27 protein-coding genes and 2 pseudogenes are annotated in these 25117 nt (G+C 45.3%); 17 read left to right on the forward strand and 12 right to left on the reverse strand.

Annotated features, from left to right (window positions below):
• Window positions 1–9 precede the first annotated feature (9 nt).
• Together KNO68_RS13410 and KNO68_RS13415 are read right to left on the reverse strand one after the other, a co-directional pair.
• Window positions 10–192: a PspC domain-containing protein gene (locus tag KNO68_RS13410; protein WP_026824450.1), complete on the reverse strand. Its 183-nt coding sequence runs from the start codon at window positions 190–192 to the stop codon at window positions 10–12.
• Between the two features lie 86 nt (window positions 193–278).
• Window positions 279–1211, reverse strand: a complete 933-nt coding sequence (locus KNO68_RS13415) for an ABC transporter substrate-binding protein (protein ID WP_215112623.1) — start codon at window positions 1209–1211, stop codon at window positions 279–281.
• A gap of 121 nt (window positions 1212–1332) precedes the next feature.
• Between KNO68_RS13415 and KNO68_RS13420 the strand changes: the two genes are divergently transcribed.
• The 5 genes from KNO68_RS13420 to KNO68_RS14990 all read left to right on the forward strand — a co-directional run bounded on the left by KNO68_RS13420 (window position 1333) and on the right by KNO68_RS14990 (window position 4777).
• Window positions 1333–2313 carry a FecCD family ABC transporter permease gene (locus KNO68_RS13420; RefSeq protein ID WP_215112624.1) on the forward strand — a complete coding sequence of 327 codons (981 nt, stop codon included), beginning with the start codon at window positions 1333–1335 and terminating at the stop codon, window positions 2311–2313.
• Window positions 2310–3356: a FecCD family ABC transporter permease gene (locus tag KNO68_RS13425; protein WP_074034812.1), complete on the forward strand. Its 1047-nt coding sequence runs from the start codon at window positions 2310–2312 to the stop codon at window positions 3354–3356. Before KNO68_RS13420 ends, KNO68_RS13425 begins: the two co-directional genes overlap by 4 nt.
• The gene (locus tag KNO68_RS13430; protein ID WP_074034811.1) at window positions 3353–4159 is read left to right on the forward strand and encodes an ABC transporter ATP-binding protein; all 807 of its coding nucleotides are present in this window, start codon (window positions 3353–3355) and stop codon (window positions 4157–4159) included. Before KNO68_RS13425 ends, KNO68_RS13430 begins: the two co-directional genes overlap by 4 nt.
• A gap of 214 nt (window positions 4160–4373) precedes the next feature.
• On the forward strand, window positions 4374–4577 hold the full coding sequence (locus tag KNO68_RS14985; protein ID WP_251025009.1) for an NAD(P)-binding domain-containing protein: 204 nt from the start codon (window positions 4374–4376) through the stop codon (window positions 4575–4577).
• Window positions 4544–4777 carry an NAD(P)-binding domain-containing protein gene (locus tag KNO68_RS14990; protein ID WP_251025010.1) on the forward strand — a complete coding sequence of 78 codons (234 nt, stop codon included), beginning with the start codon at window positions 4544–4546 and terminating at the stop codon, window positions 4775–4777. The genes KNO68_RS14985 and KNO68_RS14990 overlap by 34 nt, the downstream gene beginning before the upstream one ends.
• An 85-nt stretch (window positions 4778–4862) precedes the next feature.
• Here the strand turns inward: KNO68_RS14990 and KNO68_RS13440 are convergent, their stop codons facing one another.
• Window positions 4863–5198, reverse strand: coding sequence for a TM2 domain-containing protein (locus tag KNO68_RS13440; RefSeq protein WP_214873933.1), 336 nt, complete (start codon window positions 5196–5198; stop codon window positions 4863–4865).
• A 104-nt stretch (window positions 5199–5302) separates the two neighbouring features.
• Between KNO68_RS13440 and KNO68_RS13445 the strand changes: the two genes are divergently transcribed.
• Both KNO68_RS13445 and KNO68_RS13450 read left to right on the forward strand, forming a co-directional pair.
• Window positions 5303–5461, forward strand: coding sequence for a hypothetical protein (locus KNO68_RS13445; protein WP_015880595.1), 159 nt, complete (start codon window positions 5303–5305; stop codon window positions 5459–5461).
• A complete protein-coding gene (locus KNO68_RS13450; protein ID WP_214873931.1) occupies window positions 5458–5847 on the forward strand; it encodes a CobD/CbiB family protein in 390 nt (129 codons plus the stop codon). The genes KNO68_RS13445 and KNO68_RS13450 overlap by 4 nt, the downstream gene beginning before the upstream one ends.
• 35 nt (window positions 5848–5882) lie before the next feature.
• Here the strand turns inward: KNO68_RS13450 and KNO68_RS13455 are convergent, their stop codons facing one another.
• The gene (locus tag KNO68_RS13455; protein WP_215112625.1) at window positions 5883–7118 is read right to left on the reverse strand and encodes an MDR family MFS transporter; all 1236 of its coding nucleotides are present in this window, start codon (window positions 7116–7118) and stop codon (window positions 5883–5885) included.
• Window positions 7119–7219: 101 nt separating this feature from the next.
• Between KNO68_RS13455 and KNO68_RS13460 the strand changes: the two genes are divergently transcribed.
• Both KNO68_RS13460 and KNO68_RS13465 read left to right on the forward strand, forming a co-directional pair.
• Window positions 7220–8845 carry an ABC transporter substrate-binding protein gene (locus tag KNO68_RS13460; protein WP_215112626.1) on the forward strand — a complete coding sequence of 542 codons (1626 nt, stop codon included), beginning with the start codon at window positions 7220–7222 and terminating at the stop codon, window positions 8843–8845.
• Between the two features lie 11 nt (window positions 8846–8856).
• Window positions 8857–9258, forward strand: coding sequence for a hypothetical protein (locus KNO68_RS13465; protein WP_214812788.1), 402 nt, complete (start codon window positions 8857–8859; stop codon window positions 9256–9258).
• A gap of 14 nt (window positions 9259–9272) precedes the next feature.
• Here the strand turns inward: KNO68_RS13465 and KNO68_RS13470 are convergent, their stop codons facing one another.
• Both KNO68_RS13470 and KNO68_RS13475 read right to left on the reverse strand, forming a co-directional pair.
• The gene (locus KNO68_RS13470) at window positions 9273–9482 is read right to left on the reverse strand and encodes a YdiK family protein (protein ID WP_015880600.1); all 210 of its coding nucleotides are present in this window, start codon (window positions 9480–9482) and stop codon (window positions 9273–9275) included.
• 16 nt (window positions 9483–9498) lie between these two features.
• Window positions 9499–10194, reverse strand: coding sequence for a CPBP family intramembrane glutamic endopeptidase (locus KNO68_RS13475; protein ID WP_251025662.1), 696 nt, complete (start codon window positions 10192–10194; stop codon window positions 9499–9501).
• A 213-nt stretch (window positions 10195–10407) separates the two neighbouring features.
• Between KNO68_RS13475 and groES the strand changes: the two genes are divergently transcribed.
• Both groES and groL read left to right on the forward strand, forming a co-directional pair.
• The gene (gene groES, locus KNO68_RS13480; RefSeq protein WP_214689558.1) at window positions 10408–10692 is read left to right on the forward strand and encodes a co-chaperone GroES; all 285 of its coding nucleotides are present in this window, start codon (window positions 10408–10410) and stop codon (window positions 10690–10692) included.
• A 39-nt stretch (window positions 10693–10731) separates the two neighbouring features.
• The gene (groL, locus tag KNO68_RS13485; protein WP_214732102.1) at window positions 10732–12366 is read left to right on the forward strand and encodes a chaperonin GroEL; all 1635 of its coding nucleotides are present in this window, start codon (window positions 10732–10734) and stop codon (window positions 12364–12366) included.
• A 12-nt stretch (window positions 12367–12378) separates the two neighbouring features.
• Here groL and KNO68_RS13490 read toward each other — a convergent pair whose 3' ends face one another.
• Together KNO68_RS13490 and KNO68_RS13495 are read right to left on the reverse strand one after the other, a co-directional pair.
• Window positions 12379–13338, reverse strand: coding sequence for a transposase (locus tag KNO68_RS13490; protein WP_215112627.1), 960 nt, complete (start codon window positions 13336–13338; stop codon window positions 12379–12381).
• A gap of 83 nt (window positions 13339–13421) precedes the next feature.
• Window positions 13422–13826, reverse strand: a pseudogene (locus KNO68_RS13495) (transposase); the annotation flags it as partial.
• A 363-nt stretch (window positions 13827–14189) separates the two neighbouring features.
• On the opposite strand from KNO68_RS13495, the gene KNO68_RS13500 reads away from it, so the two are divergent.
• On the forward strand, window positions 14190–18083 hold the full coding sequence (locus tag KNO68_RS13500) for a KAP family P-loop NTPase fold protein (RefSeq protein WP_215187617.1): 3894 nt from the start codon (window positions 14190–14192) through the stop codon (window positions 18081–18083).
• 72 nt (window positions 18084–18155) lie between these two features.
• Here the strand turns inward: KNO68_RS13500 and KNO68_RS13505 are convergent, their stop codons facing one another.
• The 3 genes from KNO68_RS13505 to KNO68_RS15120 all read right to left on the reverse strand — a co-directional run bounded on the left by KNO68_RS13505 (window position 18156) and on the right by KNO68_RS15120 (window position 20819).
• Window positions 18156–18863 (reverse strand): ABC transporter permease, encoded by a 708-nt coding sequence (locus KNO68_RS13505; RefSeq protein WP_215112629.1) that lies wholly within the window; start codon window positions 18861–18863, stop codon window positions 18156–18158.
• Window positions 18860–19708, reverse strand: a complete 849-nt coding sequence (locus tag KNO68_RS13510; RefSeq protein ID WP_215112630.1) for an ABC transporter ATP-binding protein — start codon at window positions 19706–19708, stop codon at window positions 18860–18862. Before KNO68_RS13510 ends, KNO68_RS13505 begins: the two co-directional genes overlap by 4 nt.
• A 130-nt stretch (window positions 19709–19838) precedes the next feature.
• On the reverse strand, window positions 19839–20819 hold the full coding sequence (locus KNO68_RS15120) for a LytTR family transcriptional regulator DNA-binding domain-containing protein (RefSeq protein WP_215112631.1): 981 nt from the start codon (window positions 20817–20819) through the stop codon (window positions 19839–19841).
• Between the two features lie 133 nt (window positions 20820–20952).
• On the opposite strand from KNO68_RS15120, the gene KNO68_RS13520 reads away from it, so the two are divergent.
• Genes KNO68_RS13520 through KNO68_RS13530 form a run of 3 tightly spaced genes read left to right on the forward strand, consistent with a single transcriptional unit; the run spans window position 20953 to window position 23338 of the window.
• The gene (locus KNO68_RS13520) at window positions 20953–22596 is read left to right on the forward strand and encodes a DUF2075 domain-containing protein (RefSeq protein WP_078146191.1); all 1644 of its coding nucleotides are present in this window, start codon (window positions 20953–20955) and stop codon (window positions 22594–22596) included.
• 2 nt (window positions 22597–22598) lie between these two features.
• Entirely contained in the window at window positions 22599–22907 is a 309-nt protein-coding gene (locus KNO68_RS13525) for a nucleotide pyrophosphohydrolase (protein WP_074034788.1), read from the forward strand.
• A gap of 14 nt (window positions 22908–22921) precedes the next feature.
• Window positions 22922–23338 (forward strand): hypothetical protein, encoded by a 417-nt coding sequence (locus KNO68_RS13530; protein ID WP_074034787.1) that lies wholly within the window; start codon window positions 22922–22924, stop codon window positions 23336–23338.
• 73 nt (window positions 23339–23411) lie between these two features.
• On the opposite strand, the pseudogene KNO68_RS15160 reads toward KNO68_RS13530, so the two are convergent.
• Window positions 23412–23987: pseudogene (locus tag KNO68_RS15160) on the reverse strand (cysteine hydrolase family protein).
• A 145-nt stretch (window positions 23988–24132) separates the two neighbouring features.
• Between KNO68_RS15160 and KNO68_RS13540 the strand changes: the two are divergent.
• Window positions 24133–24555, forward strand: a complete 423-nt coding sequence (locus KNO68_RS13540) for an Lrp/AsnC family transcriptional regulator (RefSeq protein ID WP_074034785.1) — start codon at window positions 24133–24135, stop codon at window positions 24553–24555.
• A gap of 215 nt (window positions 24556–24770) precedes the next feature.
• Entirely contained in the window at window positions 24771–25061 is a 291-nt protein-coding gene (locus tag KNO68_RS13545) for a hypothetical protein (protein WP_215112632.1), read from the forward strand.
• The last annotated feature ends 56 nt before the right edge of the window (window positions 25062–25117 follow it).

A 25117-nucleotide genomic window follows, 5' to 3' on the forward strand; every position in this document is an offset into this window, starting at 1 on the left:
GCGTTTTTTTTAGAGATAGTGTGGTTCATCTTTCATCAAGTTGGCAAGAAGGATATAGATGAGAAAGTTAGCCGGCAAAAAGACGAATAAGAGCCGAATGCCGAGTGAAGAGATGTTCACGTATTCAGCGATCCCGCCGCATACACCGGCAATTGAGCGGTCCGTCGCCGACTTTCGAAGTGTTCGTTGCATAGAAAAAGCTCCTTATGAGTTGATATGTAAATTTTACCATATGAGTGTATGAAAAAGCGCACCAATTCAATTGGCGCGCTTTTGATTTATTTTAGAATGTCGACGAGTTCATCGAGCACTTGGTTGGCAGACAAGACGCCACCCGACGTGTTCCAAATGTCATCACTGACTTCTGTCACTTCCCCTGCTTTGACAGCATCGAGGTCTTTCCACAACTGGTTCGATTGCCATTCTTCGGCTGTCTTCGACCCGTCGGCCCCACCATATGTGAAGTAGACGATGTGGTCGCCCGCCATCTCTGGGATTCGTTCCATCGCGACTTGTTCAGCGAATTCTGCTTTATCTTGTGACGCTGGACGTTTGATGCCGACATCATTAAGGATGACGCCGGAGAAGCTGTCATTGAAGTAGATGCGTGACTCGCCAGGAAGGAAGCGGACGACCGAGAGTTCTTTATTCACGGCGTCCCCGAGTTCTGCTTTCGTATCTTCGACGTGCTGTTCGTAGTCGGCCAACCCTTGATTGCCTTCCTCTTCTAGGTTGAGTGCGTTCGCATAAAGGGTGAAGTTCTCTTGCCAATCACCTTTGAGCGTCTCTGACATGACCGTCGGTGCGATGGCGTTTAACTTGTCATAGATGTTCTCTTGACGAAGTTTCGTTCCGATGATGAGATCGGGTTCCAATTTTGCGATGGCCTCTAGATTGACTTCGCTTTCTGTCCCGACTTCCGTGACGTCTGTCATCTCGGACTCAATGTGCGGGTACCACGGGTCGCCGTTCCATGATTTGACGGCTCCGACTGGTTTGACGCCGAGGGCGAGAAGGGCTTCTGTCCCTTCGTTCGTCAAGACGACGACGCGTTCTGGGTTTTCAGGTACGTCCGCCGTTCCCATCGCGTGCTCAATCGAGCGAGTCGCAGTTTCTGAACTTGTATTGTTCTCTGTATCGTCAGACCCGCCGCAAGCAGCGAGGACGATGGTTAAGCAAAGCGTAAGTAACGCGAGCATCCATTTTTTCATTACAATTCTCCTCTATGTAGGTGATTTTCCTTCCTGACTATAAGTGATAATGATTCTCACTGTCAACCCCTTTTTCTGGAACGCAATATTTGCTATGGTAGGAAAGGAAAGAAGTGAGGACATGAAAAAACCTTGGATCAAATTACTTTTCTTGATCATCTGTTTACCTATCTTAAGTTATATCTCCTTGCGCGTCGGTGTGATTGCGGTCAGCCATCAAGATGTGATGACGTTCCAAGCGGACGGGTCATCTCAAGCGATGATTGCGTTAGCCGACAATCGTATCCCACGGACGGTCGTCGCGCTACTCGTCGGTAGTGTCCTAGGTCTCGCCGGGCTCATTTTTCAACTCGTGACCCGTAACCCGCTCGCATCTCCTGATATTTTGGCGGTAAACGCCGGAGCGAGTCTGGCCATCGTGCTCGTGACGCTTTTTGGGTTCAGTAGTATCGCCTCGTTCACGACAGCCTCGCTCATCGGAGCGTTTGTTGCCGGCGTGATTGTCTATCTACTGAGTGCGAACGGTGGGAACGTCATGTATATGACGCTTGCCGGGGCGTCGCTTGCCGCTCTATTCAGCTCATTTACCCAGTCGATCATCGCGTATGAGGAAGGTGCGCTCGATGAGGTACTGTTCTGGTTGACCGGATCGGTCGCTGGACGATCGCTCACGCTCGTCGAGATGTTGTTGCCATGGATGGCGGCGGCGGTCATTCTCGTTCTCTTGCTCAGTAAAGAATTAGAGACGTTATCGCTCGGAGACCAGGTCGCCCGTTCACTTGGACAAAATGTCGGCATCATCAAGTTCGTCGCCGTGACGCTCGCCGTCGTGCTCTCCGCATTCGGGGTGGCGCTTGCCGGACCAATCGCATTTGTTGGTCTGCTCGCTCCCCATTTGGCGAAATATCTATTCGGGACGGCCTTTTTCGCTCGTCTCGCCGGAAGTGCCCTCATCGGTAGCGTTCTGTTGCTTGCGGCTGATATTCTGGGACGCATCATCCTGTTCCCACGCGAAGTGACCGTTGGGGTCGTACTCGCCGTCATCGGTGGAGCATTCTTCATCTATCTCGTCAGTGTCAGACAAGGAGTCTTTAAATCATGAAAACATATCGCTTTCGAAAAGGTCCTGTCTCGTTCACGCTCCGGAAGCGTGAAATCGAGTTGGCGCTTCTACTTGTCGTTGGATTGCTCGTGTCGATTTATTTCGGGCTCGCCATCGGTGACACATTCCTTAGTCCCGCCTCACTCGCTGCCCTGTTCATCGGAGCAGGGGATGCATTCGAGCAGCTCGTCGTCTTCGAGTTTCGGATGCCACGTGTGTTGATGGCAATCACTGCCGGCGCAAGTCTCGCCGTCAGCGGTCACTTGTTACAACTGACAATCAAAAACGAACTGGCATCCCCGGAGATTTTCGGGATTGTCGGAGGTGCAGGGGTTGCGACGGCTACGTTCTTCACCGTTTTCTCGGATGAGCGAACGAATCAGCTGTCAGTGCCGCTCGCCTATATCCCAATCGCTTCGTTCCTTGGGGCGATTGTTGTCGGGATGTTCCTCTTCTATTTGTTGAAACGTGGAGTCCCACCTGTCCGGCTAGCACTTGTTGGGATTGGAATCAGCATCTTCTCGCAAGGGATCGTTCAGTTCATGATGCTCGCCTCGAACGTCTACCGAAAGAACGATATCCAACAATGGCTCACCGGTACCGTCTACGCCGCGACGTGGAATCAATTGAAGATTATGGTGCCGTTCGTCCTTCTCTTTTTGCTGGCAGCCTTCTTGATTGAACGTCATGTTCGTCCGCTTCATATCAGTGAAGCGACAGCGACGAGCATCGGCGTACCGGTACGAGGGATTCAGCGTGGGACGTTGTTGCTTTCCTGTTTACTCGCCGGTATTGGTGTCGCCTTTGTCGGTGCAATCGGTTTTGTTGGGTTGATGGCACCTCATATCGCTCGACAAGGGTTGAAGCTCCCTTACATTTGGGCGACGCTACTTGTCGGGGCGACGATTGTCGTGTTGGCGGACGTACTCGCTCGGACGATTTTTTATCCGTATGAACTACGGACCGGCGTGATGACAGCCGTCATCGGAGCACCGTATTTCTTCTACTTACTTCGACGGATGATGAAAGGAAGCATGAGATGAACACATTTGATTTGAACCACGTAACCATCGGATATGAACAGAAGACGGTGCTCGATCAATTATCATTCTCCATCCCACATGGGAAAATCACCGTCCTTCTCGGCGCGAACGGCTGCGGGAAGTCGACGCTCCTCTCGACGCTTGCGAGACAGCGAGATGCACTTGGCGGGGAGATCGCATTTCGAAACAAACCGCTCGATTCGTATCGAGCGAAAGAGGCGGCTCGACTCATGGCATTCATGCCACAAGTGAACGTGGCACCGGATGGATTGACCGTCGAACAACTCGTCCGATTCGGGCGTTATCCGTACCAGACGTTCTTCAAACGATATTCGGAAGACGATGAACGGGCCGTCGAGCGGGCACTCGCCTTCACCGATACGGTATCGCTCCGTGACACGCTCGTCAGCAACCTTTCCGGAGGACAAAAGCAACGGGTATGGATCGCGTTGGCACTCGCTCAAGAGTCGGAGACGATTTTGCTCGATGAACCGACGACATACTTGGACATGTCGCACCAAATCGAGATTTTAGATTTGATGTATCGATTGAATCGATTGGAAGGAAAGACGATCATCATGGTACTTCACGACCTTCACTTGGCCTGTCGCTATGCAGATCATGTCATCGCATTAGCTGGCGGTAACGTGTATCGCGAAGGCAGTCCGAACGATGTCGTCGATGAGACGTTCATGAAAGACGTATTCGGTCTCAAAGTCGTGGTGACCGAGGATCCGCTATACGGGACACCGCTCTGTGTACCGTATTCACACTATGAGTTGAATGAAAAACGACCGACCTGAACCTAGTCTGCGGACTAGGTTTTTTACGGAAAAGTAGGGAAAAAGAGTAGGATAAGTGCGCGTCATGTTTTCTACCTAAAAGGAGGAATTTTTCATAGCTAAAAAGGAAAAACAACCGTATCACATCGTCACGTTCCCATAAGAATCGATTTTAGACGGGCTTGCAGCAGAGTTCGGAGGAACGGTCACGCGGACAGACGAGGAGCTGTGAATCATGAAACTCGGGATTTTAGGTGCCGGGAAAGTCGGACGCACGCTCGGGGAGCAGTTCGAACGAGCAGGCTATGAGGTGCTGTACGGGACACGGACGGAGCGAGAAGGGACATTGACGCTACAAGAGGTCGCCTCGACGAGCGACCGGACGGGGTGTCGGGTGCGGAGTATTTGCAGCGACTCATTCCTGATACGAAAGTTGTGAAGGCGTTCAATCAGACAGGGGTCGAGAATTTAGGCGATCCGAATGGGTCCGTCATGTTCGTCGCAGGTGAAGATGAGGAAGCAGTGCGGCTTGTTGTCGAGCTATCGAACAAGATCGGCTTCGATACGCATCCGCTCCACGGGCTGAAGCTTGCTCGTGAGCTCGAAGGGTTGGGTGGCTGTGGATTCATCATGCAGTGAATGAGCGAAAATCACGGGACTTCGCCTTCTACTTAACAGAACGCTAAAAGACGATTGAGGCGAGATGCCTCAATCGTCTTTTTGATTAGAATCCTGTATAGCGATCAGAACGCGTTTGCAGCAGCTTAATCGTCTCGTGCTCAATCTGCTCAACTTCACGTTGCTGCCAACCCGGCATGAGAAATGCATCAACGAGTGCCCAAATGCCTGTGATGAATGCACCGAGACCGAGCGTCAAGACGACGAGTAGGATCATGGCGATTCCTGAACCGATTTTTTTGAAATAGAAACGATGCGCACCAAATGCACCGAGGAAAAACCAAAGCAAGTAGGCGACGAGCAGGCTACGTTTTCGTTTTTCGACTTCGCTATTTACGAGTAACATTTCTTCTGTCGTCAAATCCATACGCGAATCATACATAGGACTCCAACTCCTTATCCATAATTGTTATAATGAGTTCGCACTCAAGTATATCGGAAAATGGATTTGTTTCCATGATTTCCTAAAAAGAAAAGAGGTTCTTTATGCTTTTTCCGATTTTGACGTTCATCGTCGCCTTCGTTCACGTCGTCGGTGGGGCGATTGCCCTTTATCAATATCCACAATATAAGCGTATGGCCATCAGTGCCATCGTGCTCGGGTTCGTCTACGGTGGGTTGACCGTGGCGGTGATTGGATTATGACGAACAGACCACTGCGTTCGCGTCTTCAAATGAAGAGCGGCTATCAGTTAGGGACATACTTATTTTTAGGTCTCATCATTTTTGATTTACTCTTAGGCGACGTTCCGAGAATCTCGTTTGCGATGTATGCAGTTTTCTTTTACTTTTGGCAACGGGAGCGTGTAGAAAAAGAAGAGAAGAGGTTAGCCGAGAAGATGAAGCGGAAGTCGGATGAGTGGACGATCACATTCGTCGTCTTGTTTTGTTTGGTAGGCTATGCGGTCTCCCTTGGCCTACAATATCCATCTGTTTCGTTGCTCGAACTGAGCATTTATGGCTTCTCGACAATCTTCTGCATCCGGGCGTTGACCTTGATCTATGCGATGCACCAACAGCAGCTCGACTAAAACCCATCCTTCCACTGAGAAAGGATGGGTTTGATTTAGGACGCGGCTCGTCGCAGGACGAGCTTTTCTTTTACATAGATGCCGCTATAGACGAGGAAACATCCGAAGCTGACCAACAGTCCGATGTAGACGCTCATCATGAACGGGGTGAGAAGCGACCCGATTAAAATCGTCGAGCGTGATAAGAAGTCGGCACCGGCGAACGACGTTCCGGCAAACGCGGAGTACGCACCACGTCGGTCTTCTGGCATCATGTTCGCCTTCTCCGTATTCAATACGGGTGAGTACAATAATTCGCCGAACGTTGCGATGAGCATGAAACCGAGGAGGAGCATCATCGAATTCGCACTCGTGATGATGGCGTACCCAATCGTGTATAGCACGAGCCCACCGAGAAGTGTGTGCTTGTTTGAGAAACGTGAGGCGAGACGTTGGATGAAGAACGTCAACGCGACGACGATAAGCGTATTTTCGATTTGAATGAGGCTCATCATCCGCACCCCATTGATCGTCCATGATTCAATCGAGAGCGGTTCGAATGAATCGGCGAGCCGGACCGCGACATAACTACCCATCGAGAACTCGGCAGCGAGGATACACATCGAGCCGAAGACGACTTTGACGAACGGGCGGTCACGCCAGGCGATTTGATAGCTTTGGAACACGTCGACGAAGACGAGGCGAAGCTTTTGGGACGTCCACGTCCGTTTCGTGTCCTCGAGGAAGATGGCGTACGCGATCGGCAGCATGCTCGACGTGAACGTCAAAATCCAAAACAGTAACAGCTGGTTGCTGACATAGAGCCAGCCCCCGAGTGCCGTCCCGATCGTGATGGATAAGTTGATCAACCAGTAATCGAGCGCATAAACGGCTTTTCGATTCTCGGGCGTCGTCGCATCGATGATGATGGCACTCATCGCAGGCCGCCCGAGGTTGTTCGTGACCGTGAAAATCGTATAGGCGATCATGAAGACGATCATCTGGTCGAACTGAAGACTGAGCGTCATGACGAGAAACATCGAGGCCGTGAGACTTGCCGTCAACACGAGGAGTCGCTTCCGTGAAAATTTATCGGCGAGGTATCCCCCAATCAACCCGATCACGTATCCGAGACAGACGAGCGAGATCAAGAAGACGCCCGCGATCCATTCGTTGAACGCTTTGACAAAGAGAAGTGCCATGAACGGCATGATGGCGAATGAGACCGAACGATTAAAAAATGATGTTACGAGTCGAACTTTTATTGGTTTAGGTATATCTTTCCATTTCATCTTGTCACCTTCCATTCTGTAACTGTATGATAAACAAGACAACGGATTTGAAAAATGGACGACATGGGGAAATGATGTCCACTTTTAAGGGGGGATGTGACGTGGATGCGTATTTATTTCGATTGTGGAAAGGGTGTCGCGATGGGGCGTACACGATTTCTGATATGGCGGAAGCCATTCATTTAAGCCCGAAACAGACGAAGCGTCATTTGGCACGGTGGCAAGAAGAAGGGTGGCTCACGTATACGAGCGGACGTGGACGGGGGAATTTGACGCGTCTCGAATGGTTGCGTCACGTCGAGCGTGATTTAGCTAAACAGTTGCTCGAACGCATGGAGAAAGAGTCGGTCGAGGCAGTGACGAATCAACTGGAGTGGGACTGGTCGCCTGCGCAGGCAGGTCGGTTCATGCGCCAGCTCGAGAAGAAGTTCGGTTACGTCCAGACGTCGAGCGATGCGCTCATCATCCCGCGACGCCGTCACTTTTTGACGACACATCCGCTCGAGGCGGCTGACATCCACAGTGCCCACCTCGTCCAGAACGTCTTCAATCGTCTGTTCATGATTGACGCGTCCGGGAAGGTCACGGGGGAGCTTGCGCATCACTATGAATGGCAGGGGAATACGCTCGTCTTGTTTCTTCGGAAAGGGGTCCGATTCCATGACGGGTCGCTCATGACGAGTAAAGATGTGACGAAAAGTTTACGCACACTCGTTCAGTCGGATGCGTATCGGTATATGTATCGGCACGTCCGGCATATCGCATCGAACGGCACGTATCGCGTCGACGTCACGCTCGACCGGCGTCGGAATTCGTACATCCCGAAACTGTCGATGATTCATACGAGTATCGCCAAAGGGAGTGTCGGGACGGGGCCGTTTCAATTGGATCGCCATGACAAGGAGAAGACGGTCCTCCTCGCCTTCGAGAATTATTTCGGGGTGCGGGCGCTCCTCGACCGGGTCGAGTTCATCAAAGTGCCGGACGGATATGATCCGACGTATCGCATCTCATCAAGGGATTCCAAAGAAACCGGACACATCTCGACACCGTCCGGGTTCGGGCTTGTCATCTTGAACAGTCACCCGAATAGTGTGTTCGCCAATGAAGAAGCGAGACATTACATGCATCGATTGATTGCGGAGATTCGACCGGAAATCGGGACACGGAATGAACGGAGAACGCCGAACGACCGAGGGTTTCTCGGTTCGCTGAGCGAGACGTATCGCATTCCAAAAGGAACACCCGTCACGTTCGACCGACCGATTCGAATCAAACAGACGGACTTCACGAACGATACGACCGACTGGATTGCCGAGATGTTGACACGTCATGGGATTGCCTATGAGTTCGTGCCCATCAGCTTCAAAGATTCGATTCATGACAAGACGTATTATGAATACGTCGATTTGGTCGTTCACGGGGAAGTGTTCGAGCGGAACATCACGCTCGGGTTTGAACAGTTCATGACGAACGAGTACTCGCCTCCGCATAAAGTATTCCCTTATATAGAGGGGATGGCGGAGCGGGTCGGGCAATATGATGACCTGCCGTTTGAGGACTGGTTGCCGCTACACCGGGAGATTGAGCGCGAGTTAAAAGAGAAGTCGTACTTCATCCCGCTCTATAACGAGGAGAGGACCATACCGTTCCCGGTCGAGCTGAAGGACGTCTGTGTCGACTTGTTTGGTTATTTTGATTTTGCGAAACTATGGATTCCATCATAAGGAGGGGTTCGATGAGGAAAAAACTATTAATGGCATTTCTTTTTTTCAATCCAATCGTATTTTTGATTGGATGGTGGAACGGTGAATGGATGACGATTACAGTGGCGGGATTCGGTGTTATCTTTCATGCACTTTATCAGGAGCAACTCGAACAGTTCGACGAAGAGAGAGTCAAGTCAATGTTGCGAACCGTCGATTCGAAACTCGTCTCATCGATTGGTTTTCTTTCAATTTTCAGCTTTTTTGTCGTCGTCTGGTTCTTTGACGAGACGTCAGTTCCGTTGCTTGATACGATGTACGTCGTGTTTGGTGTCATCATGATGCGTCGTGGTATGTTGATTCGCAGTGCTGTACTCCATGAAAAGATTGATTTGACGAACGTCATCCATATAAAGAAAACCCCGAGTTCGTAAGACTCGGGGTTTCGTTATGCGGATTTGTCCGTGCCTTCTTTTTTGACTTTTCGGGCGAGTGCCAAGATTTGATACACTTTGAAAAAGTCGTAAGCGGCGACGGCGATGATGAAGTACGTCCAGAAGCTGAAGCCGTACTCTTGTACCGAGAAGTACGCGAGGACGGTGAACAACACACCGAACGAGAGACTGAAGAGCATCATCACTTTTAATTGTCGCGGCATAACTGCCACCTCATTTCTACATTAAAAATAGTACGAGCATCACGAGCGCGTTGTTAAACGTGTGGATGGCGATTGGAACGATCAATCGTCTTGTCTTCGCATACGCGTAAGAGAATGCGAAACTCATCGCGATATAGACGAGGAAGCGATTGTCTTGGTGGATGAGTGCGAAAAGAATCGAACTGACACCAAAGGCAATCCAGAACCCGAAGCGCGCGTTCAAGTTCCCGAACAAAATATGACGGAAGAGAATCTCTTCGATGATTGGTCCGAGCAAGACGACCGGCAAAATCATGAGTGGAATAACTTCCACCATATCAGCGATGTTTTGTGTGTTCATCGATTCGACGAGTTCGCCCGAGATGGCCGTCTCAATCAAGTTCGCCACGATGACGAGCCCGTATTGCATCAAAATCCCGAGCCCGATCCATTTGACCGTGTCGTTCAAGTTCGACTGGATACCTTGGGCTTTGTATTGTTTCAAGTCTGGCCAGATGAGCAAGATTGACAGAACAATCGTCACACCGAATCCGATGGCGAGCCAGAGCCCGACGAACGTTTCTGTTAACCATTCCGGTCGTAACGCTTTAATCACGAGCGGAAATAGCTGGACGAACGCATATAGTAAAATCGGGGTGAGGTGCCGGAGACGAATGTTAGGCGCCATCGAAAAACGGGTATTTATCGATTGGTTTGAGTTTAATGTAGCCAATTCAACACGTCCTTAATCATAAGAATGAACCTACCTTTTTCTCATTGTAACAAATAAGTTCTCTTGACCGCGAGTAAGAGCATTTTTTAATGTATCCCCCTTGATTTTTTTATCGACACATACTACACTAATCAGTGTTAGCACTCCTTTTAACTGAGTGCTAAAACCTTACGATACACATTACATCATTCATATTCGGAGGAGGGTTTTTCCATGTTAAAACCACTAGGCGATCGTGTCATCATCGAAGTCGTGGAGAAAGAAGAAAAGACGATCGGGGGCATCGTGCTTCCTGATACGGCGAAAGAAAAGCCGCAACAAGGGAAAGTCATCGCAGTCGGTACAGGCCGCGTGACAGACGAAGGCAAGCGCATCGATCTCGACGTGAAAGAAAATGATTTGGTCATCTACTCGAAGTACGCAGGTACCGAAGTGAAGCATGATGGAAAAGAGTACTTAATCGTTCGCGAGAGCGATATTCTCGCAATCGTAGGCTAAGCACCATTATTCAAAAACTTTTTTAGGGGGAAATGAACGATGGCAAAAGATATTAAATTCTCAGAAGATGCACGTCATGCGATGCTTCGCGGCGTCGACGCACTCGCTGACGCAGTCAAAGTAACGATTGGACCAAAAGGACGCAACGTCGTCCTCGAGAAGAAATTCGGTTCACCACTCATCACGAACGATGGTGTGACAATTGCAAAAGAAATCGAACTCGAAGACCGCTTCGAAAACATGGGTGCGAAACTTGTTGCTGAAGTCGCGTCGAAGACGAACGAAGTCGCAGGGGACGGTACGACAACAGCGACAGTCCTCGCACAAGCGATGATTCGTGAAGGGCTCAAGAACGTAACAGCGGGCGCGAACCCGATGATCCTTCGTAAAGGGATCGACAAAGCGGTCACACGCGCGCTTGAAGAGTTGAAAGCCATCTCGAAACCAATCGAGTCAAAAGAAGCGATCGCACAAGTTGCGGCTATCTCGGCAGCGGACGAAGAAGTTGGCGAATTGATCGCAGAAGCGATGGAGCGCGTCGGTAACGACGGTGTCATCACAATCGAAGAATCACGCGGCTTCACGACAGAACTCGACGTCGTTGAAGGAATGCAGTTCGACCGTGGATACTTGTCACCATACATGATCTCAGACTCTGACAAGATGGAAGCGTCACTCGACAACCCGTACATCTTGATTACAGACAAGAAGATCTCAAACATTCAAGAAATCATCCCAGTGCTCGAGCAAGTCGTGCAACAAGGGAAGCCGATCTTGATTGTCGCAGAAGACATCGAAGGCGATGCACTCGCGACACTCGTCTTGAACAAACTTCGTGGTACGTTCAATGCGGTAGCGGTTAAAGCACCAGGATTCGGTGACCGTCGTAAAGCGATGCTCGAAGACCTCGCGACACTCACGGGTGGTCAAGTCATCACAGAAGACCTCGGTCTTGACCTCAAATCAGCGTCACTCGATATGCTCGGTCGCGCATCGAAAGTCGTCGTCACAAAAGACACAACGACTGTCGTCGAAGGTGCAGGAAACGAAGACGCAATCAAAGCCCGCGTTCAAACGATCCGCAACCAAATCGAAGAGACAACGTCTGACTTCGACCGTGAAAAACTCCAAGAGCGTCTCGCGAAACTCGCGGGTGGCGTAGCCGTCGTCAAAGTCGGTGCAGCTACGGAGACAGAACTCAAAGAGCGTAAACTCCGCATCGAAGACGCACTCAACGCGACACGTGCAGCAGTTGAAGAAGGAATCGTTGCGGGTGGTGGGACATCACTCATCAACGTCATCCCGGCTGTTCGTGCGCTCCTTGCAGAAGTGACAGCGGACGAAGCAACTGGTGTCAAACTCGTCCTTCGTGCCCTCGAAGCACCGGTCCGTCAAATCGCGGAAAACGCGGGGGAAGAAGGTTCGGTCATCGTCGAGAAGCTCAAGAATGAGTCAGTCGGTGTCGGGTACAACGCGGCAACTGGCGAATACGTCGATATGATCGCACATGGTATCGTCGACCCAGCGAAAGTGACGCGTTCAGCACTCCAAAACGCGGCATCTGTCTCAGCGATGTTCCTCACAACAGAGGCGGTCATCGCAGACAAGCCAGAAAAAGATGCTCCTGCAATGCCTGACATGGGCGGCATGGGTGGAATGGGCGGTATGATGTAATATTATCCCAAGCTAAAAAACGGCGAAGGGAAATGAAGGAAATTGGAAGTTAAGTTCGATTATAAAACTACAATTTTTGCTTGTAAAATCTTTTATGAATTCACAGAATTCATAAAAGATCTTCAGGCTGTTGACGCACCAAATAGCATATGGCGATTTGGTGCGTCTTTTTTTATGTTCAACGAGCTTGAGGCGTTCTGCCCGACAAAAGATTGAAGAAATGTTATGTAGACGGTCCTTTCTTGCCAACAGGTTGGCCAGCTTCTTCATGTTTTGTGCGGTGGCTGCCACCAGATTGGCGCGTTGGACCTTCGCGGTCCCCCTGTAGAAGGTGAAACGAAGCCCGTGGAGCTCTTTCACATCGGCGAACGAGCGCTCGACGGTCTGCGGCCGCAGTCGGTAGAGGGATTTCCCAGACGCGGACAGGCGGTTCTCGTTCACCTGCTCGCGGTAATGTTCATCGACGTGGCGTGTGATGTCCCTTCGGTGCGTCCGGCTGGACGTGCACTTCTCGAGGAGAGGGCAGTTCTGACAGATGGAGGGGTCGGAGACGTAATGGTGATAGCCGTGGCAGTCCGTCGTCTGATAGGTGAGGCGCTGTCGCGCCGGACAGAGATACGCATCTTCCTCGGGCAGGTACGTGTACCGGGTCTTGCGGAACATCCCCTTCTTCCCACCGAAACGCCTCCGGGCGATGACCCCGAAGATGCCCCGTTCGACGAGCGCCTTCGCGATCCCGGTCGTGAAGTAGCCTGCATCGAGTGCGACCGCCTCGAGCGGGAAATGGAAACATTCGAGGACATGGTCGAACCGATTGAGATAGACGGTGCTGTCCGAGACGTTCCCGGGTGTGACGTGTACATTGACGATGAAATTGTGCTTGGCGTCGACCGTCCGATGCGCCAGCCAGAAAAAGCCTTCCGGCTTCTGGTCACGATACATGTATCCCACATCCGGGTCGGTCCGGCTCACCTTGACGAGCCGGCGCTCCCTCTTCTCAGATGCCGGTTTCAGTTCTTTTTTCCGCGTTCGGCCCGTTCCTCGTTCACGCGGGTGAGAAGCTCGTCCTCGATCGCGCCGGTCTCGACGAGATGGCAACGGAAGGCGACGAAAGCTTCCTTCAGGATCGGGGACGCCGCCGGGTGGACGCGGAAACGGTTGATCGTCCGATAACTCGGCTCGTGGCCCTGGGCGAGCCACATCATCCGCAAACTGTCCTTGAGAAGGCCCTCGATCTTTCGGCCCGAGAACGCGGACTGTGTGTAGGCGCGGAGGACGATTTTCATCATCATGCGCGGATGATAGGCCGGGCAGCCCGTCGTTCGCCAGAACGGTTCGAATGCCTCGTCCGGGATCTGTTCGACGAGGTCATGGACGGCGAAGGCGATATCGTTTTCCTGAAGCCGGACTTCTAAATCTAGGGGCAAAACCAATTGGTTCATGGTATACTCTTTGTACATAGGGGCACCTCCAAAGTTATGGTTTGGTCACTTTAACTTTATCAGAGGTCGTCCCTATCTGTTTAGTCCGAAATGCGTGCACGAACCCATAAAAATGACAAGAGGCCCCCGTGAGCGAACAAGTCGCTCACGGGGGCCTCTTTCTTATAAATCTACTGGGTTATGTCCCAGCCTCTTTTTGTTTTCTTAATTAACGAATCAAGATTACGTTGTTAATAGGTAATTGTGTTGGTAAAATTAGGTGGAAATAACTTATATGTAGTTTATTTATTCATGAATATCAACAATGTGTATAAAAAGGGTTTTAATTAATAAAAAGTGAATTAATTTTTTGGTGGAAATAAGAATAGGAGAGTGTTAAAAGTGAGCAATTTAAGAAATAACAGCACTTATTTTTTAAAAGATACTGCATTAGTCAATAAAGAAAATGATGCTTTTCACCATGAAGATTATGTTCAAAACTTAAAAACAATAATTTTAGAACATGATCCACCGTATAACATTGCTTTGATAGGAAAGTGGGGAGTCGGTAAATCGTCAATTATAAATTTATTAAAAACTGAAATAGAGGGTAGACCAGAAATTTCAATTCATGAGATAAATGCCTGGAAGTACGAAAACGACTCATTAAAAAAAGCATTTCTTAAGAATTTGTATAACAAATTTAACCCTCATGCTGATAATGAAGCATCTAAAAATTGGGGAGAAAGTTTAAGGAAATTTACAGGTAGTGTTAACCATGAAACGGAGACATTATCTCCTCGTAAAGCACTAAAAGATATTTTGCCGATAATCAAAACTCTTTTTGCGCTCTGGGCTATAGCTTCTATTTTGATACTCGTATTTTTATTTGTTACAGATATAATTAATGCACTTTTTACAGCAAACACTACTCTAGAAAATATGAAGGATTCATACGCGAGCTTTAAAAAAAATGTATGGGTAGTTGCAATATTGGGTCCAACCTTACTAATATTACAAGACCTTATTAAAGATGCAATTCAAAGAAAATATTCTGATATTCATTTAATAAAGCCCATTGAAACTGCAGATGAATATGAGGAACTATTTAAAAAAGAAATCAAAGAGTTTAAAAATAGACATCCAGAGTTTAAAAAACTGGTTGTTATTGTGGATGATTTAGATAGATTGACTACAAAGAAAGTTGTTGCAGCCTTAGATGCAATAAAAGCTTTTGTAGAAATAAATGAATGTATATTTATTGTTACTTGTGATGAAAATATTTTGATAAATGCTTTGGAAAAAGAAAAATTAAATAAGTCATTAGATGTTGATGGAGAACTTTTTCTTGATAAGCTATTTCACTTTAGAGTGTCGTTGCCCCCTATTATTGAAAGAGATATGAGCGATTATGCAGTCTCAATTGCTCAACAAGAAGCACCGGGCCTTGTGACGGCTTGTAATGGACAATTTCAGGAGCTTATTGACATCCTAATTCATACCGATGTTAGTACACCAAGACAAGTGAAAAAAATATTGAATACTTTCGCTAACAATTTACTCATAGCACAATCAAGGGAATCAGATGGTCGTAAACTAGAGGATAAATTACTTACTAATGAACAAGGTTTACGCTATCTAGCAAAAATATCTGTAATTCAATCAGACTATAATGACATTTATAATGAACTTATAAGAGACTATAGTTTTTTAGAAGATTTACTCAAATTTTATCAGGTTAGTGAAGATGAGGATAACACTACTAAAGCTTCGATCAAACAATTTTTTAATAGTAAAGGTAGTTCATATCAAATCAAACCAAATTTCGAAGGTTTAATTAATTTTCTTACTAGAACCCAGCATATAGTTGTAGATAATGTAGCTCCTTTTATTTATTTGGGACAAGATACTATAGGTTTGAATGCTGGAGATGAAAAACAAAGAACGATTCTTCAAAGTATGATTAATGGTAATGAAAAGCCGATATTAGAAATTCTAGAAAAAGCTAATGAAAAAATTTATTTGACTCAAGCTATAATTGATGTTATTAAACATGCGCCTCCGAAAACTTTACCCTCAGTTATTAAAGCTGCAACATCACTCGTTAACTCTATTGAGGTAGAAAAAAGAGAATTTTCTAATAGTATTTCTTATCGTTTAAATACTAATGATCTGTCGCGCATTAGATTTTGGCAATTATCGTTGTCAGATTTGCTTGAAATCTATTTTCAATCTAGTAATAAACTTGGAATTGAAAAAGCCATTTTGAATATGTTAAGTGACCTGTTTACAAAAAATAATGAATGGAAGAACTCAGAAGGTAGAGCATTATCTAGTGAAGAGTTTTCGAAAAGAATTTCAAGCTGTTTAATTTTACTTTTTGAAAAAGAAGATAAATTACCAAAATCCATTAAAAATAAAATTAAAGAATTTTTAAACAATGATGAAGACAAATATAATTTCTTTGATTTTGAAAATGTTCATAATCTTTACCTTGATTTCTCCTACCACTTCAATGAATATTTTGGTTTGCCATTTTATGATCAATTAATTAGTAGTATAGAAAATTCGGATGGGAAGCAATACGAAATGGAAATGATGACTTTCTACAAAATTGCTCCTGATATCAGAGATTTAGACACTAATTCATTTATTCAGTCAATTGTAAGAGTTATCTCATCGAGTGGTTCGGAATATTTACTGAAAACCCTAGAATTATTAAATCCAATTATGAATGATATTGAAGATGAAGTAGGTTCTTCTATTCTTCAATCAATAATTGAAACGCCTTTTAAACATGAAAAAGAAAATGAAATATTGAGTTTAGTGAATAAAATTCCATTTAATTTAAATTCTATTGAAGATTTAGTAAAGCAATTTGATAATTTTATATTTGATTTTATTTCGGATGAAGATTTGGAAGAACAACCAGAATTATTAGCTTTAATGGAAACTGCAATGGAAAACAGTAAAGAGGATTTCGGAATATATGCAAACACCTTCGGATACTTGATTGATAATCTATTAACTACTTCAGAAAATGATAATTATTTAATAGCTTTCAACTCTAGCTTTAGTGATAATCAACGAAAACTATTATTTGAAAAGCTGAAAACTACTATCCCATTAAATGCTTACAAAGCATCAAATTTCGAAAGATTAACTATTCTTTATTCTATCTTTATCAATGAGAAGAAAAACGCGGCTTATATTGAAGAATCTATGAAGTTAGGGATTCAAGAATTCCGAAGTAGATGGCAACAAAACAAGAGTTGGGCGAATGATTTTATTGGATTATTCTCAGTCACATCTTCGCTCATAGATCGAATTGATATAGAAAATTTGTTACCAGTGCTCGAAGGACCTGTAACCAGCTCAGGTGACACTGATATCACATTAAAAGCGTTAAAGCATCTTGGAAAACATTTACCCGAAAATAAGATAGTCTCTTTAAGAGCTTATAGTATTAAATATTCTGAGACAGATGCTTCGAAAATGGATGCATTTGAATTCTTAAAAGCCACTAGAAATTATGCAACTAAAGAAAACGAAAATTTACATGAGTATGTCACATTTTTAATTAATAATTTCTCTTTAAGTATAGAGCGCTTTTTAGATGAATTAACCTCTAAGTTTTCATCTATAAGAAAAGAATCGTTAATTCTTTTATTAGAAAAAGCTAGCCATTTAAAGAAAGATGTTTTGAGATCAAAATTGACATTGATACAAAATACTTTAGAAAAATTTTTTATGGTGTTCGATGAGGAAGGTAGAGAACAATTACTAATTAATACTATAAAAAGCTCTATAGACGAAAAAATCATTGATAATGTTCTACTCGAATCTTTAGATGATACTATTCGAGCAGATGTATTAAACAAAGTATTAAGTTCTGCTGATATAAGAGACAAGAATGTTAGGATAAGTCTTTTAAAACTATGTAAACCGTCTATAAACAATATTGAAAATACGAAGTTCACAAATTTGTTGATTGATATGTTTAATGAAGATGACGAAGACTATATTGTTAAAACTTCTGAAATATTACTCAATGATTTTTCGGATTATCGATTTAATAAAGAGAAGCGACGAATTTCAGAACAATTGTATAGCACATTTCGTAACGTGAATTTAAATGTTAAGTCAAAGTTGTTAGAGGTTAGTAAAGTGTTTTTATTACGTGATATTTTTATTGAAAATCTTAAAACTGATGTATTTACTGAAAAAGAAAAGGATCTAATCGTCAGTCACTATAATCTTCGCAGAAAAAAGAAAAGTATATTTAAAGGGAAATAGAAATCTGTGATTATGTGATAATTATATAGACTAAAAAACGTGTAGAAACTTCGTTGTTTCTACACGTTTTTTTCAATCAGTCTGTTTCCGGTTATACATCACGACGCTACCGACGAATGCAGCAAGCGCCCAAGCAGTTAGCAACCCGAGCTCTAGCCCGACAGCACCAAAGTTCGCACCATCTTCCACTTGATGAGCCACGTCAATCAAAAGCACGTTCGGCAAATACTCAAGCACTCCGATGATGGCGAAACGATCTTGTAGTGGCAACAACATCGGTGAGAACGAGAAGAAAAAGAACGGCAACATGACAATCAATGAAGCTTCCATGACCGTCTTCGACATCAAGCCGAACATCGTTCCGATCCCGATATAAAAGAATGTCGAGACGATGAGCGCGAGAGCGATCACAGCCAGATTTTGTGGAGCATAATCCATCAAAAATGACGAGACTACGATGAGGATCATCGTCGTCACGAATGTGAGAGCGCTCTTTCCGAGCAAGATGTCGAGCGTGCTCGCTGGGGACAACATGAGCCCGCGAAGCGTGTTCTTCTCTTTCTCTTCGGCAATCAATGCACACTGCACAAAGATTGCCACGAGGCTGAACGTGATGTTGATGACGAAGTACGTGATATCGACGCCAGCGTCACCGATTCGCGAATAAAAGACAGCGAAGAAGAGCGGCATGACCAAGGTTGACGAGACGAATAAGTTTCGAGACAAATCCTTGTAGTCTTTCTGGAAAATAGCGAGTGCACGTTTCATTGAAAAAGTCATGATAATTTCCTCCCTGTCACTTCGATAAAGATATCGCCGAGTGTCGGCTCGTTGGAATGGATCGATGCGATATTTTTAGCACGCATCTGTTTATGGAGCCAATCCGCGCCTTCGTCGGTTTGCGTCACTTCATGCGTCTGACCGTTGTTCAATTCAACTTGCATCGATCCCGTCGCATATTTCCTGCGCAATACGTTCGGGGCATCGAGCAGTTGAATCGACCCTTGATGTAAGAAAGCGACACGATCACACAGCTCTTCGGCTTCTTGCATATCGTGTGTCGTCAGAAAGATGGTCGTTCCGTTTGCCTTCAACCGTTCAATCCCTTTATAGATATGTCGAGAGTTGACCGGGTCGAGAGCCGATGTCGGTTCATCTAGAAACAGTAACTCTGGCTCATGAAGAAGGGCGCGTGCGAGCGTCACCCGTTGCAACATCCCTCTAGAGAGTTTGTCGATGCGCTTTTTCCGTTCCCCGCTAAGATTGACCATGTTCAATACTTCATCGATCCGAGTCTTTGGTTCATCATAAAGGTCACAATATAAGCTCAGGTTCTCTTCTATAGAAAGTCGTGTATAAAGACCACTATTGTCCGTCAACACGCCGATGCGTTTACGGTACTGTTCTTGTTTCAAGTCAGCGACCGGCACGCCGAAGACGGTAGCATCACCGGCCGTCTGTGCGAGTTGTGACGTCAAGATTTTTATCGTTGTCGTCTTTCCAGAACCACTCGGTCCCAAGAAGCCGAACACTTCCCCTTTTCCAACTGTAAACGTCACATCATGTAACGCTTCCTCGTTCCCAAACAACTTCTTTAACCCGTTCACTTGAATGATTGGTTCCATTCCCGTTCCTCCTTGTCGATGTCGTCTTGCTTGTCTCTATCGTATAGGGAATGGGGGAAGGCTGCACTAAAATGGCGATAAATGGTGCTTATCAGGAGTTGAATGAAGCGAATAGAACTGTGAATGGAGACTATTTGAGCCCCATCATCGTCTTCAATTCTGCCATTTTTGTCTTGGATAACGGAATCGTTGTCTTCTCTGAATCATCCAAGACGAGACTGAAGCTATTTTTCGTATAGGTGATGACTTCGCGGACACGTTGTAAGTTCACGAGATAAGACCGATGGCAGCGGAAGAAACCGTACGGAGTCAAACGCGTCTCGAGCTCATTCATTGTGAAGACGCTCGGGAACTGATCCGATTGACTATGTAAAATCGACTGTCCGTCCTGACTTTCGATGAAGTCGATTTCAGGAGGATCGAGTAAGATGATTTTTTCGTTCACTTTCGTCGGGATTTTCTCGAAACGGACGTGGATGACCTCAGATGAGATGTCTGTCTCATCCTCTTCTTCTGGTTCCACATCTAACAAGCGCAAGTGACGATGGTCAATCCGATAAACGGTCGATGTCATGAAGAGCGCACTCTCCATGTTGCTCGTCAACACGAGGACGGCTTTTTGTCTCGACGTTAATGTCTGTAACGTATCGCGTAAAAGGTGGCGTGTCTCTTGGTCCACGTCTTGGTCAGGTTCTTCAAACACATACAGGTCACGGTCCTGGAGAAGCAGCGCGGCGTACTGTGTGCGTCTGACAAGGGAGCGATTGAGACGGTGGAGGCGATGCTTGCGGTAAGTCGTGAGTTGGAGTTGCTGCATCACCGAGTCGACCGAGTCAGTTGAATCATATAGGCGCTTGGTGAAGCGTAAATACTCCTCGATGGTGAGGCGGTCGTATAAACCGTCCCTTATGGAGAAGAGGGACAGTGTTGAAGCGTGGTCGATGTTCCCGGTATAAGTCGTGATTTCCTGACTGATGAGACCGAAGATGATTTCCCGAGAAATCACGCCACAATGAATGGCGGCCAACTCACCTGGTTGGATCGTAAATGAAATGTTTTCGAGAATGAGTGTGTCTTGTTGGCGAACCGAGACGTTTTGGAAAGTAAGCACCGAATCCCTCCCTTTTTAGTGGAATTATACCATTATCTGATTTAGAACTCGGAAAGTGATGCGTAATCATTTAAAAAGGTATTGTATGATAAAATGGATATAATTTGAAATCAGAAGAGAGTAGGTCTGTTGTATGGTTAAAGTCATTCCATTCACATTCGAAGAAAGTAGTCTACATAGCATCGATGATACAGAAACATATGTGAACTATCCGGTGATTTACATTTTGAACGGAGAGAAAGAAGCATACATTGGTGAAACGGTTCATTTTAAAAAGCGAATGAAGCAACATCTAAAGCTTAAACAAACGGAACGGAAACAGCTGAGTCAAATTCATCTCGTCAATCATGACAAGTTCAACCGTTCAGCAACATTCCATCTCGAAACAAAGCTCATCAATTATTTTTTAGGAGATGAGAAGTATACACTTCAGAATAAAAGTAAAACTGCGAACGACTTCACGCACAATTACTATAATAAAAATTATTACGACAACGAATTGTTTCCCGAACTTTGGAATGAATTACATCGTAAGGGACTTGTTCAAAATGAACTTCACGCCATTGAAAATAAAGATATCTTCAAGCTGTCTCCGTTTAAAGAGTTATCTGTCGAACAGTTAGATTTAAAAGAGAAGGTACTCGACTTTTGTGAAACGCAAATGTCGAAAGCGGATCCGAATGCAACATACGGAGATTTATATGTGATTGAAGGGGAAGCAGGTGTAGGGAAGAGTGTTGTCTTGAGCTCAATCTTTAATACAATCCAAGCTCGAACAAAAGACACTAATTCAACACTTCATCAGACTAAAAATTATTTGGTTGTGAATCATGAAGAGATGTTGAAGACCTATAAAGGAATCGCGAAGCAAGTGAAACATCTTAAAGCAGGGGACTTCACAAAACCGACGCCGTTATTGAATAAACTGAAAGATCATAAAGCCGACATTATCTTTGTGGACGAAGCCCACTTGTTGCTGACGAAATCAGATCCCTATAACAATTTCCGGCAAAACAATCATCTCGAAGAGTTGCTGAAGAAAGCCAAAATTGTCATCGCTATTTTTGATCAACATCAAGTATTGAAACTGAAGAGTCACTGGAATTCACTCAAGTTGGATGATTATAAAAAGAAAGCAAGGACAGTAGAGACTTACAAACTAACCAGTCAATTCCGAATGCAAGCAGATGAAGATATGATGAACTGGGTCAACGCATTTAAAGAAAAACGAATCAATCCATTACCGAAATCGAAGCAATATGATTTACGAATATTTGAAACATTAGAAGAGATGCACCGTACCATCATCGAGCAAGATCGAAGATACGGATTGAGCCGTGTTGTTTCGACTTTTGACTTTTTACACAAAAAGGACGGAGACACCTATTATGTGTATGAGTCGAACGGAGATTATAAAATGCCATGGAATACAACCGGTGGAAAAACGACGTGGGCTGAAAAAGCAGAAACCATCGCCGAAGCCGGCTCTATCTATACGATTCAAGGATTTGATTTGAACTATGTTGGTGTCGTTTTAGGCCCATCCGTATCTTATGATGAGGAGCAGGAGTGTCTAATGATTGATCCGAATTTATATAAAGATACGGGAGCCTATGCTGGAATCGAAGGTATTGAGAATGTTGATTTGGCAAAAGAACAGATTGTCTTGAACTCGATTAACATATTGATGAAGCGTGGCGTCAAAGGCCTCTATCTATATGCATCTGATGAATCGCTACGACGAAAATTATTGAAGTTACAAAGAGAGAGGGTATAAATATGAACGAAGTACAACGATTAATGGATGAGGTCATTAAATTCCGAGATGAGCGCGACTGGGCGTTCCATCATAACCCGAAAGACTTGGCGTTATCGTTATCACTTGAGGCAAGTGAGCTCCTTGAGGTATTCCAATGGGTGTCGAGTGAAGAAGCGCTTGAGACAAAGAAGACGGAGATGGAAGAGGAATTGGCAGATGTGTTGATTTACGCGTTGACGTTCGCTCACGCTGCCGGAATCGATGTTTCGAAAGCAATTGAAGACAAGCTTGTGAAAAACGCAGTGAAATATCCGAGTCCGCAAAAATGACCGAGGAGTTCTATATGAACATTCCATCCGATCGATTTATGATTCCTTGTCATTTAATGGGGCCTCATTTTTCTCCTTGCGCTGCATCAGAGAAAACAGGTATTCAATTTTATAAGCAAACGGAAGTTGGAGAAATTGAGCATATCGGAAAACGTAAAGAAATCGCTAAGGTAGGTCATGCGTCGTTTGAACCACCACTTGAATTTCAGAAAATGGAAAATCCGTATATCGGACTTTTTTGGATGATTGACACTCTGGCAGAACATATTGATACCCTTCGCTCTTGTGGAGCCGATGATATCTGGATTGATTTGGGTGTGGTCTCTCACTTAGATGTGAAGTTAGAATTTGAACCAGATTTCTTGATGAAGCTTGCGAACTTAAAGATTCCATTTTTGATTAGTGGATATATAGAAACTGCTGATGAATAATAGCAATACGAAAAATATGAGTGACATCTGTATACTTTAAAGCCAGGTTATGAATAAAAAGAAGTACAATCCATCAGGACTGTACTTCTTTTTGTAACACATCTTTCATGACCTCAATTGTCGTCTGAATCGATGCAAATTCTTCATTTAGACTAGCGAGCGACACATCATGGATGACCTCTGCAGGGATCCATGTCCCGCTGATCGATTGTCGGTCGAACGTTGCCGTCGCATCGGAGACAACAATCGGATTGAATCCCAAGTTTCCTGCCATCCGTGCGGTCGTCTCGACACAATGGTTCGTGATTAATCCGGTGATGACAATCTGTGTCGCACCAAGTGATTCGAGTCGTTCCTGTAAGTCTGTTCCGATGAAGGCGCTATTCACCTGTTTCGTTAAGATGACATCTTGTTCACGAGGTTAAATGAAGTCTTGGAACAAATGACCATCTTTTTTGAAATAGAAGAGTGAGGTCGGAACGTTCGTGACATGTTGGACATAGATGATTGGTTGATCATGATGTTCCCACGCTTCAATCAACCGTGCGATATTCTCTTCGCATTTTGGATTGTTGCGGTTTCCCCAGCTTGGATCATGAAAGGCTTGTTGGACATCGATGATGAGTAATGGAACGACTGTCGTTTGCATGTTGATTCCCCCTTGAATTGGATACTTCAAGTGTATGCAACGGAGGAATATAGATACATAGAGGTTTTACGGAAGTTTCAGCGAATGACTTTAGAAAGAACGGATTATGTATCGTTTCACTTTAATTTTGAAAGGTGAATGCCAAATGGATGAAATAGATCGCCATATTCTTGAATTGATGCAACAACAAGCCCGGATCTCGATGACCGAATTAGGACGACAAATTGGATTGTCTACGCCTGCTGCGACAGAACGGGTGAAGCGACTCGAAGAACGTGGAGTCATCACAGGCTATCGGGCTGTCATCAATCCTGAAAAGATGGACAAACACGTGACCGCCTTTATTCTTTATGACACCCATCGTTGTGAGGCGTTCCGTGAATTTTGTCGTCAACAGCCGTCCGTGATCGAATGTCATCGCTTAGCCGGGCAGTACAGTTACCTCGTCAAAGTGGTAACGGAAAACGTGCGCACATTAGAGACGTTCATCGACGAATCGATGGAATACGGTCGTCCCTCATCTTTGATAAATCTATCTTCACCAGTATCATTCAGACCCGTTTTATGAAAGCGATGGAGTGACTTTTAACAGTGAGAGTGATTGCGAGCTAGTAAAAGAGAATAGATGAAATTTTTTCAGTACAAATTGATTTTTAATCAAATGAAAAGGAGGGGGACACGATGTCGCACGATGAGCGTTTACGAGAAATAACTAAGGCTCGCCTACTTATGAACCGTATTAATGTCATGTTATCGCTCATTCTTTTGTTAGGGGGATGGATGATGTGGTGGTTTGAAGAGTTCTCTCTCATTCAAGTTCTCTTGGGAATCCTTTTACTCATTCCACCTCTTTTGATGGTTCATATGTGGAGACGTACCCGAATGTTGCTTCGTTTCAATGAAGCGATGGAATATCAACGTATAGTTTGGTCGGAGTTCATTCTAGCGCTGGTTGTCGTCTGCATATTGATCGGAATTGCAACTACGATCATCCTAACCGAATCATTTAGCTTATCGACTGTTCCACTCCTGGTCATGTTCGTCACGGCCCTGATGTCTAGACACGTTGATTAGCGGATGAAGCAAATCGACCCTGAACATGTGACGTACGCAAATCTCGCTCGATATCA

Source organism: Exiguobacterium sp. s75 (genome assembly GCF_018617145.1).
In the GTDB taxonomy this organism is placed as follows: Bacteria; Bacillota; Bacilli; order Exiguobacteriales; family Exiguobacteriaceae; genus Exiguobacterium; species Exiguobacterium profundum.

What these genes read in the sequence shown, in the direction of transcription:
- KNO68_RS13450 (WP_214873931.1), top strand. Translation starts at nt 5,458, where the DNA reads ATGACGAACAGACCACTGCGTTCGCGTCTTCAAATGAAGAGCGGCTAT.
- groES (WP_214689558.1), top strand. Translation starts at nt 10,408, where the DNA reads ATGTTAAAACCACTAGGCGATCGTGTCATCATCGAAGTCGTGGAGAAA.
- KNO68_RS13525 (WP_074034788.1), top strand. Translation starts at nt 22,599, where the DNA reads ATGAACGAAGTACAACGATTAATGGATGAGGTCATTAAATTCCGAGAT.
- KNO68_RS13410 (WP_026824450.1), bottom strand. Translation starts at nt 192, where the DNA reads ATGCAACGAACACTTCGAAAGTCGGCGACGGACCGCTCAATTGCCGGT.
- KNO68_RS13415 (WP_215112623.1), bottom strand. Translation starts at nt 1,211, where the DNA reads ATGAAAAAATGGATGCTCGCGTTACTTACGCTTTGCTTAACCATCGTC.
- KNO68_RS13545 (WP_215112632.1), top strand. Translation starts at nt 24,771, where the DNA reads ATGTGGTGGTTTGAAGAGTTCTCTCTCATTCAAGTTCTCTTGGGAATC.
- KNO68_RS13425 (WP_074034812.1), top strand. Translation starts at nt 2,310, where the DNA reads ATGAAAACATATCGCTTTCGAAAAGGTCCTGTCTCGTTCACGCTCCGG.
- KNO68_RS13510 (WP_215112630.1), bottom strand. Translation starts at nt 19,708, where the DNA reads ATGGAACCAATCATTCAAGTGAACGGGTTAAAGAAGTTGTTTGGGAAC.
- KNO68_RS13420 (WP_215112624.1), top strand. Translation starts at nt 1,333, where the DNA reads ATGAAAAAACCTTGGATCAAATTACTTTTCTTGATCATCTGTTTACCT.
- KNO68_RS13465 (WP_214812788.1), top strand. Translation starts at nt 8,857, where the DNA reads ATGAGGAAAAAACTATTAATGGCATTTCTTTTTTTCAATCCAATCGTA.
- KNO68_RS13455 (WP_215112625.1), bottom strand. Translation starts at nt 7,118, where the DNA reads ATGAAATGGAAAGATATACCTAAACCAATAAAAGTTCGACTCGTAACA.
- KNO68_RS13505 (WP_215112629.1), bottom strand. Translation starts at nt 18,863, where the DNA reads ATGACTTTTTCAATGAAACGTGCACTCGCTATTTTCCAGAAAGACTAC.
- KNO68_RS13440 (WP_214873933.1), bottom strand. Translation starts at nt 5,198, where the DNA reads ATGTATGATTCGCGTATGGATTTGACGACAGAAGAAATGTTACTCGTA.
- KNO68_RS13520 (WP_078146191.1), top strand. Translation starts at nt 20,953, where the DNA reads ATGGTTAAAGTCATTCCATTCACATTCGAAGAAAGTAGTCTACATAGC.
- KNO68_RS13540 (WP_074034785.1), top strand. Translation starts at nt 24,133, where the DNA reads ATGGATGAAATAGATCGCCATATTCTTGAATTGATGCAACAACAAGCC.
- KNO68_RS13530 (WP_074034787.1), top strand. Translation starts at nt 22,922, where the DNA reads ATGAACATTCCATCCGATCGATTTATGATTCCTTGTCATTTAATGGGG.
- KNO68_RS13430 (WP_074034811.1), top strand. Translation starts at nt 3,353, where the DNA reads ATGAACACATTTGATTTGAACCACGTAACCATCGGATATGAACAGAAG.
- KNO68_RS13445 (WP_015880595.1), top strand. Translation starts at nt 5,303, where the DNA reads ATGCTTTTTCCGATTTTGACGTTCATCGTCGCCTTCGTTCACGTCGTC.
- groL (WP_214732102.1), top strand. Translation starts at nt 10,732, where the DNA reads ATGGCAAAAGATATTAAATTCTCAGAAGATGCACGTCATGCGATGCTT.
- KNO68_RS13470 (WP_015880600.1), bottom strand. Translation starts at nt 9,482, where the DNA reads ATGCCGCGACAATTAAAAGTGATGATGCTCTTCAGTCTCTCGTTCGGT.
- KNO68_RS14985 (WP_251025009.1), top strand. Translation starts at nt 4,374, where the DNA reads ATGAAACTCGGGATTTTAGGTGCCGGGAAAGTCGGACGCACGCTCGGG.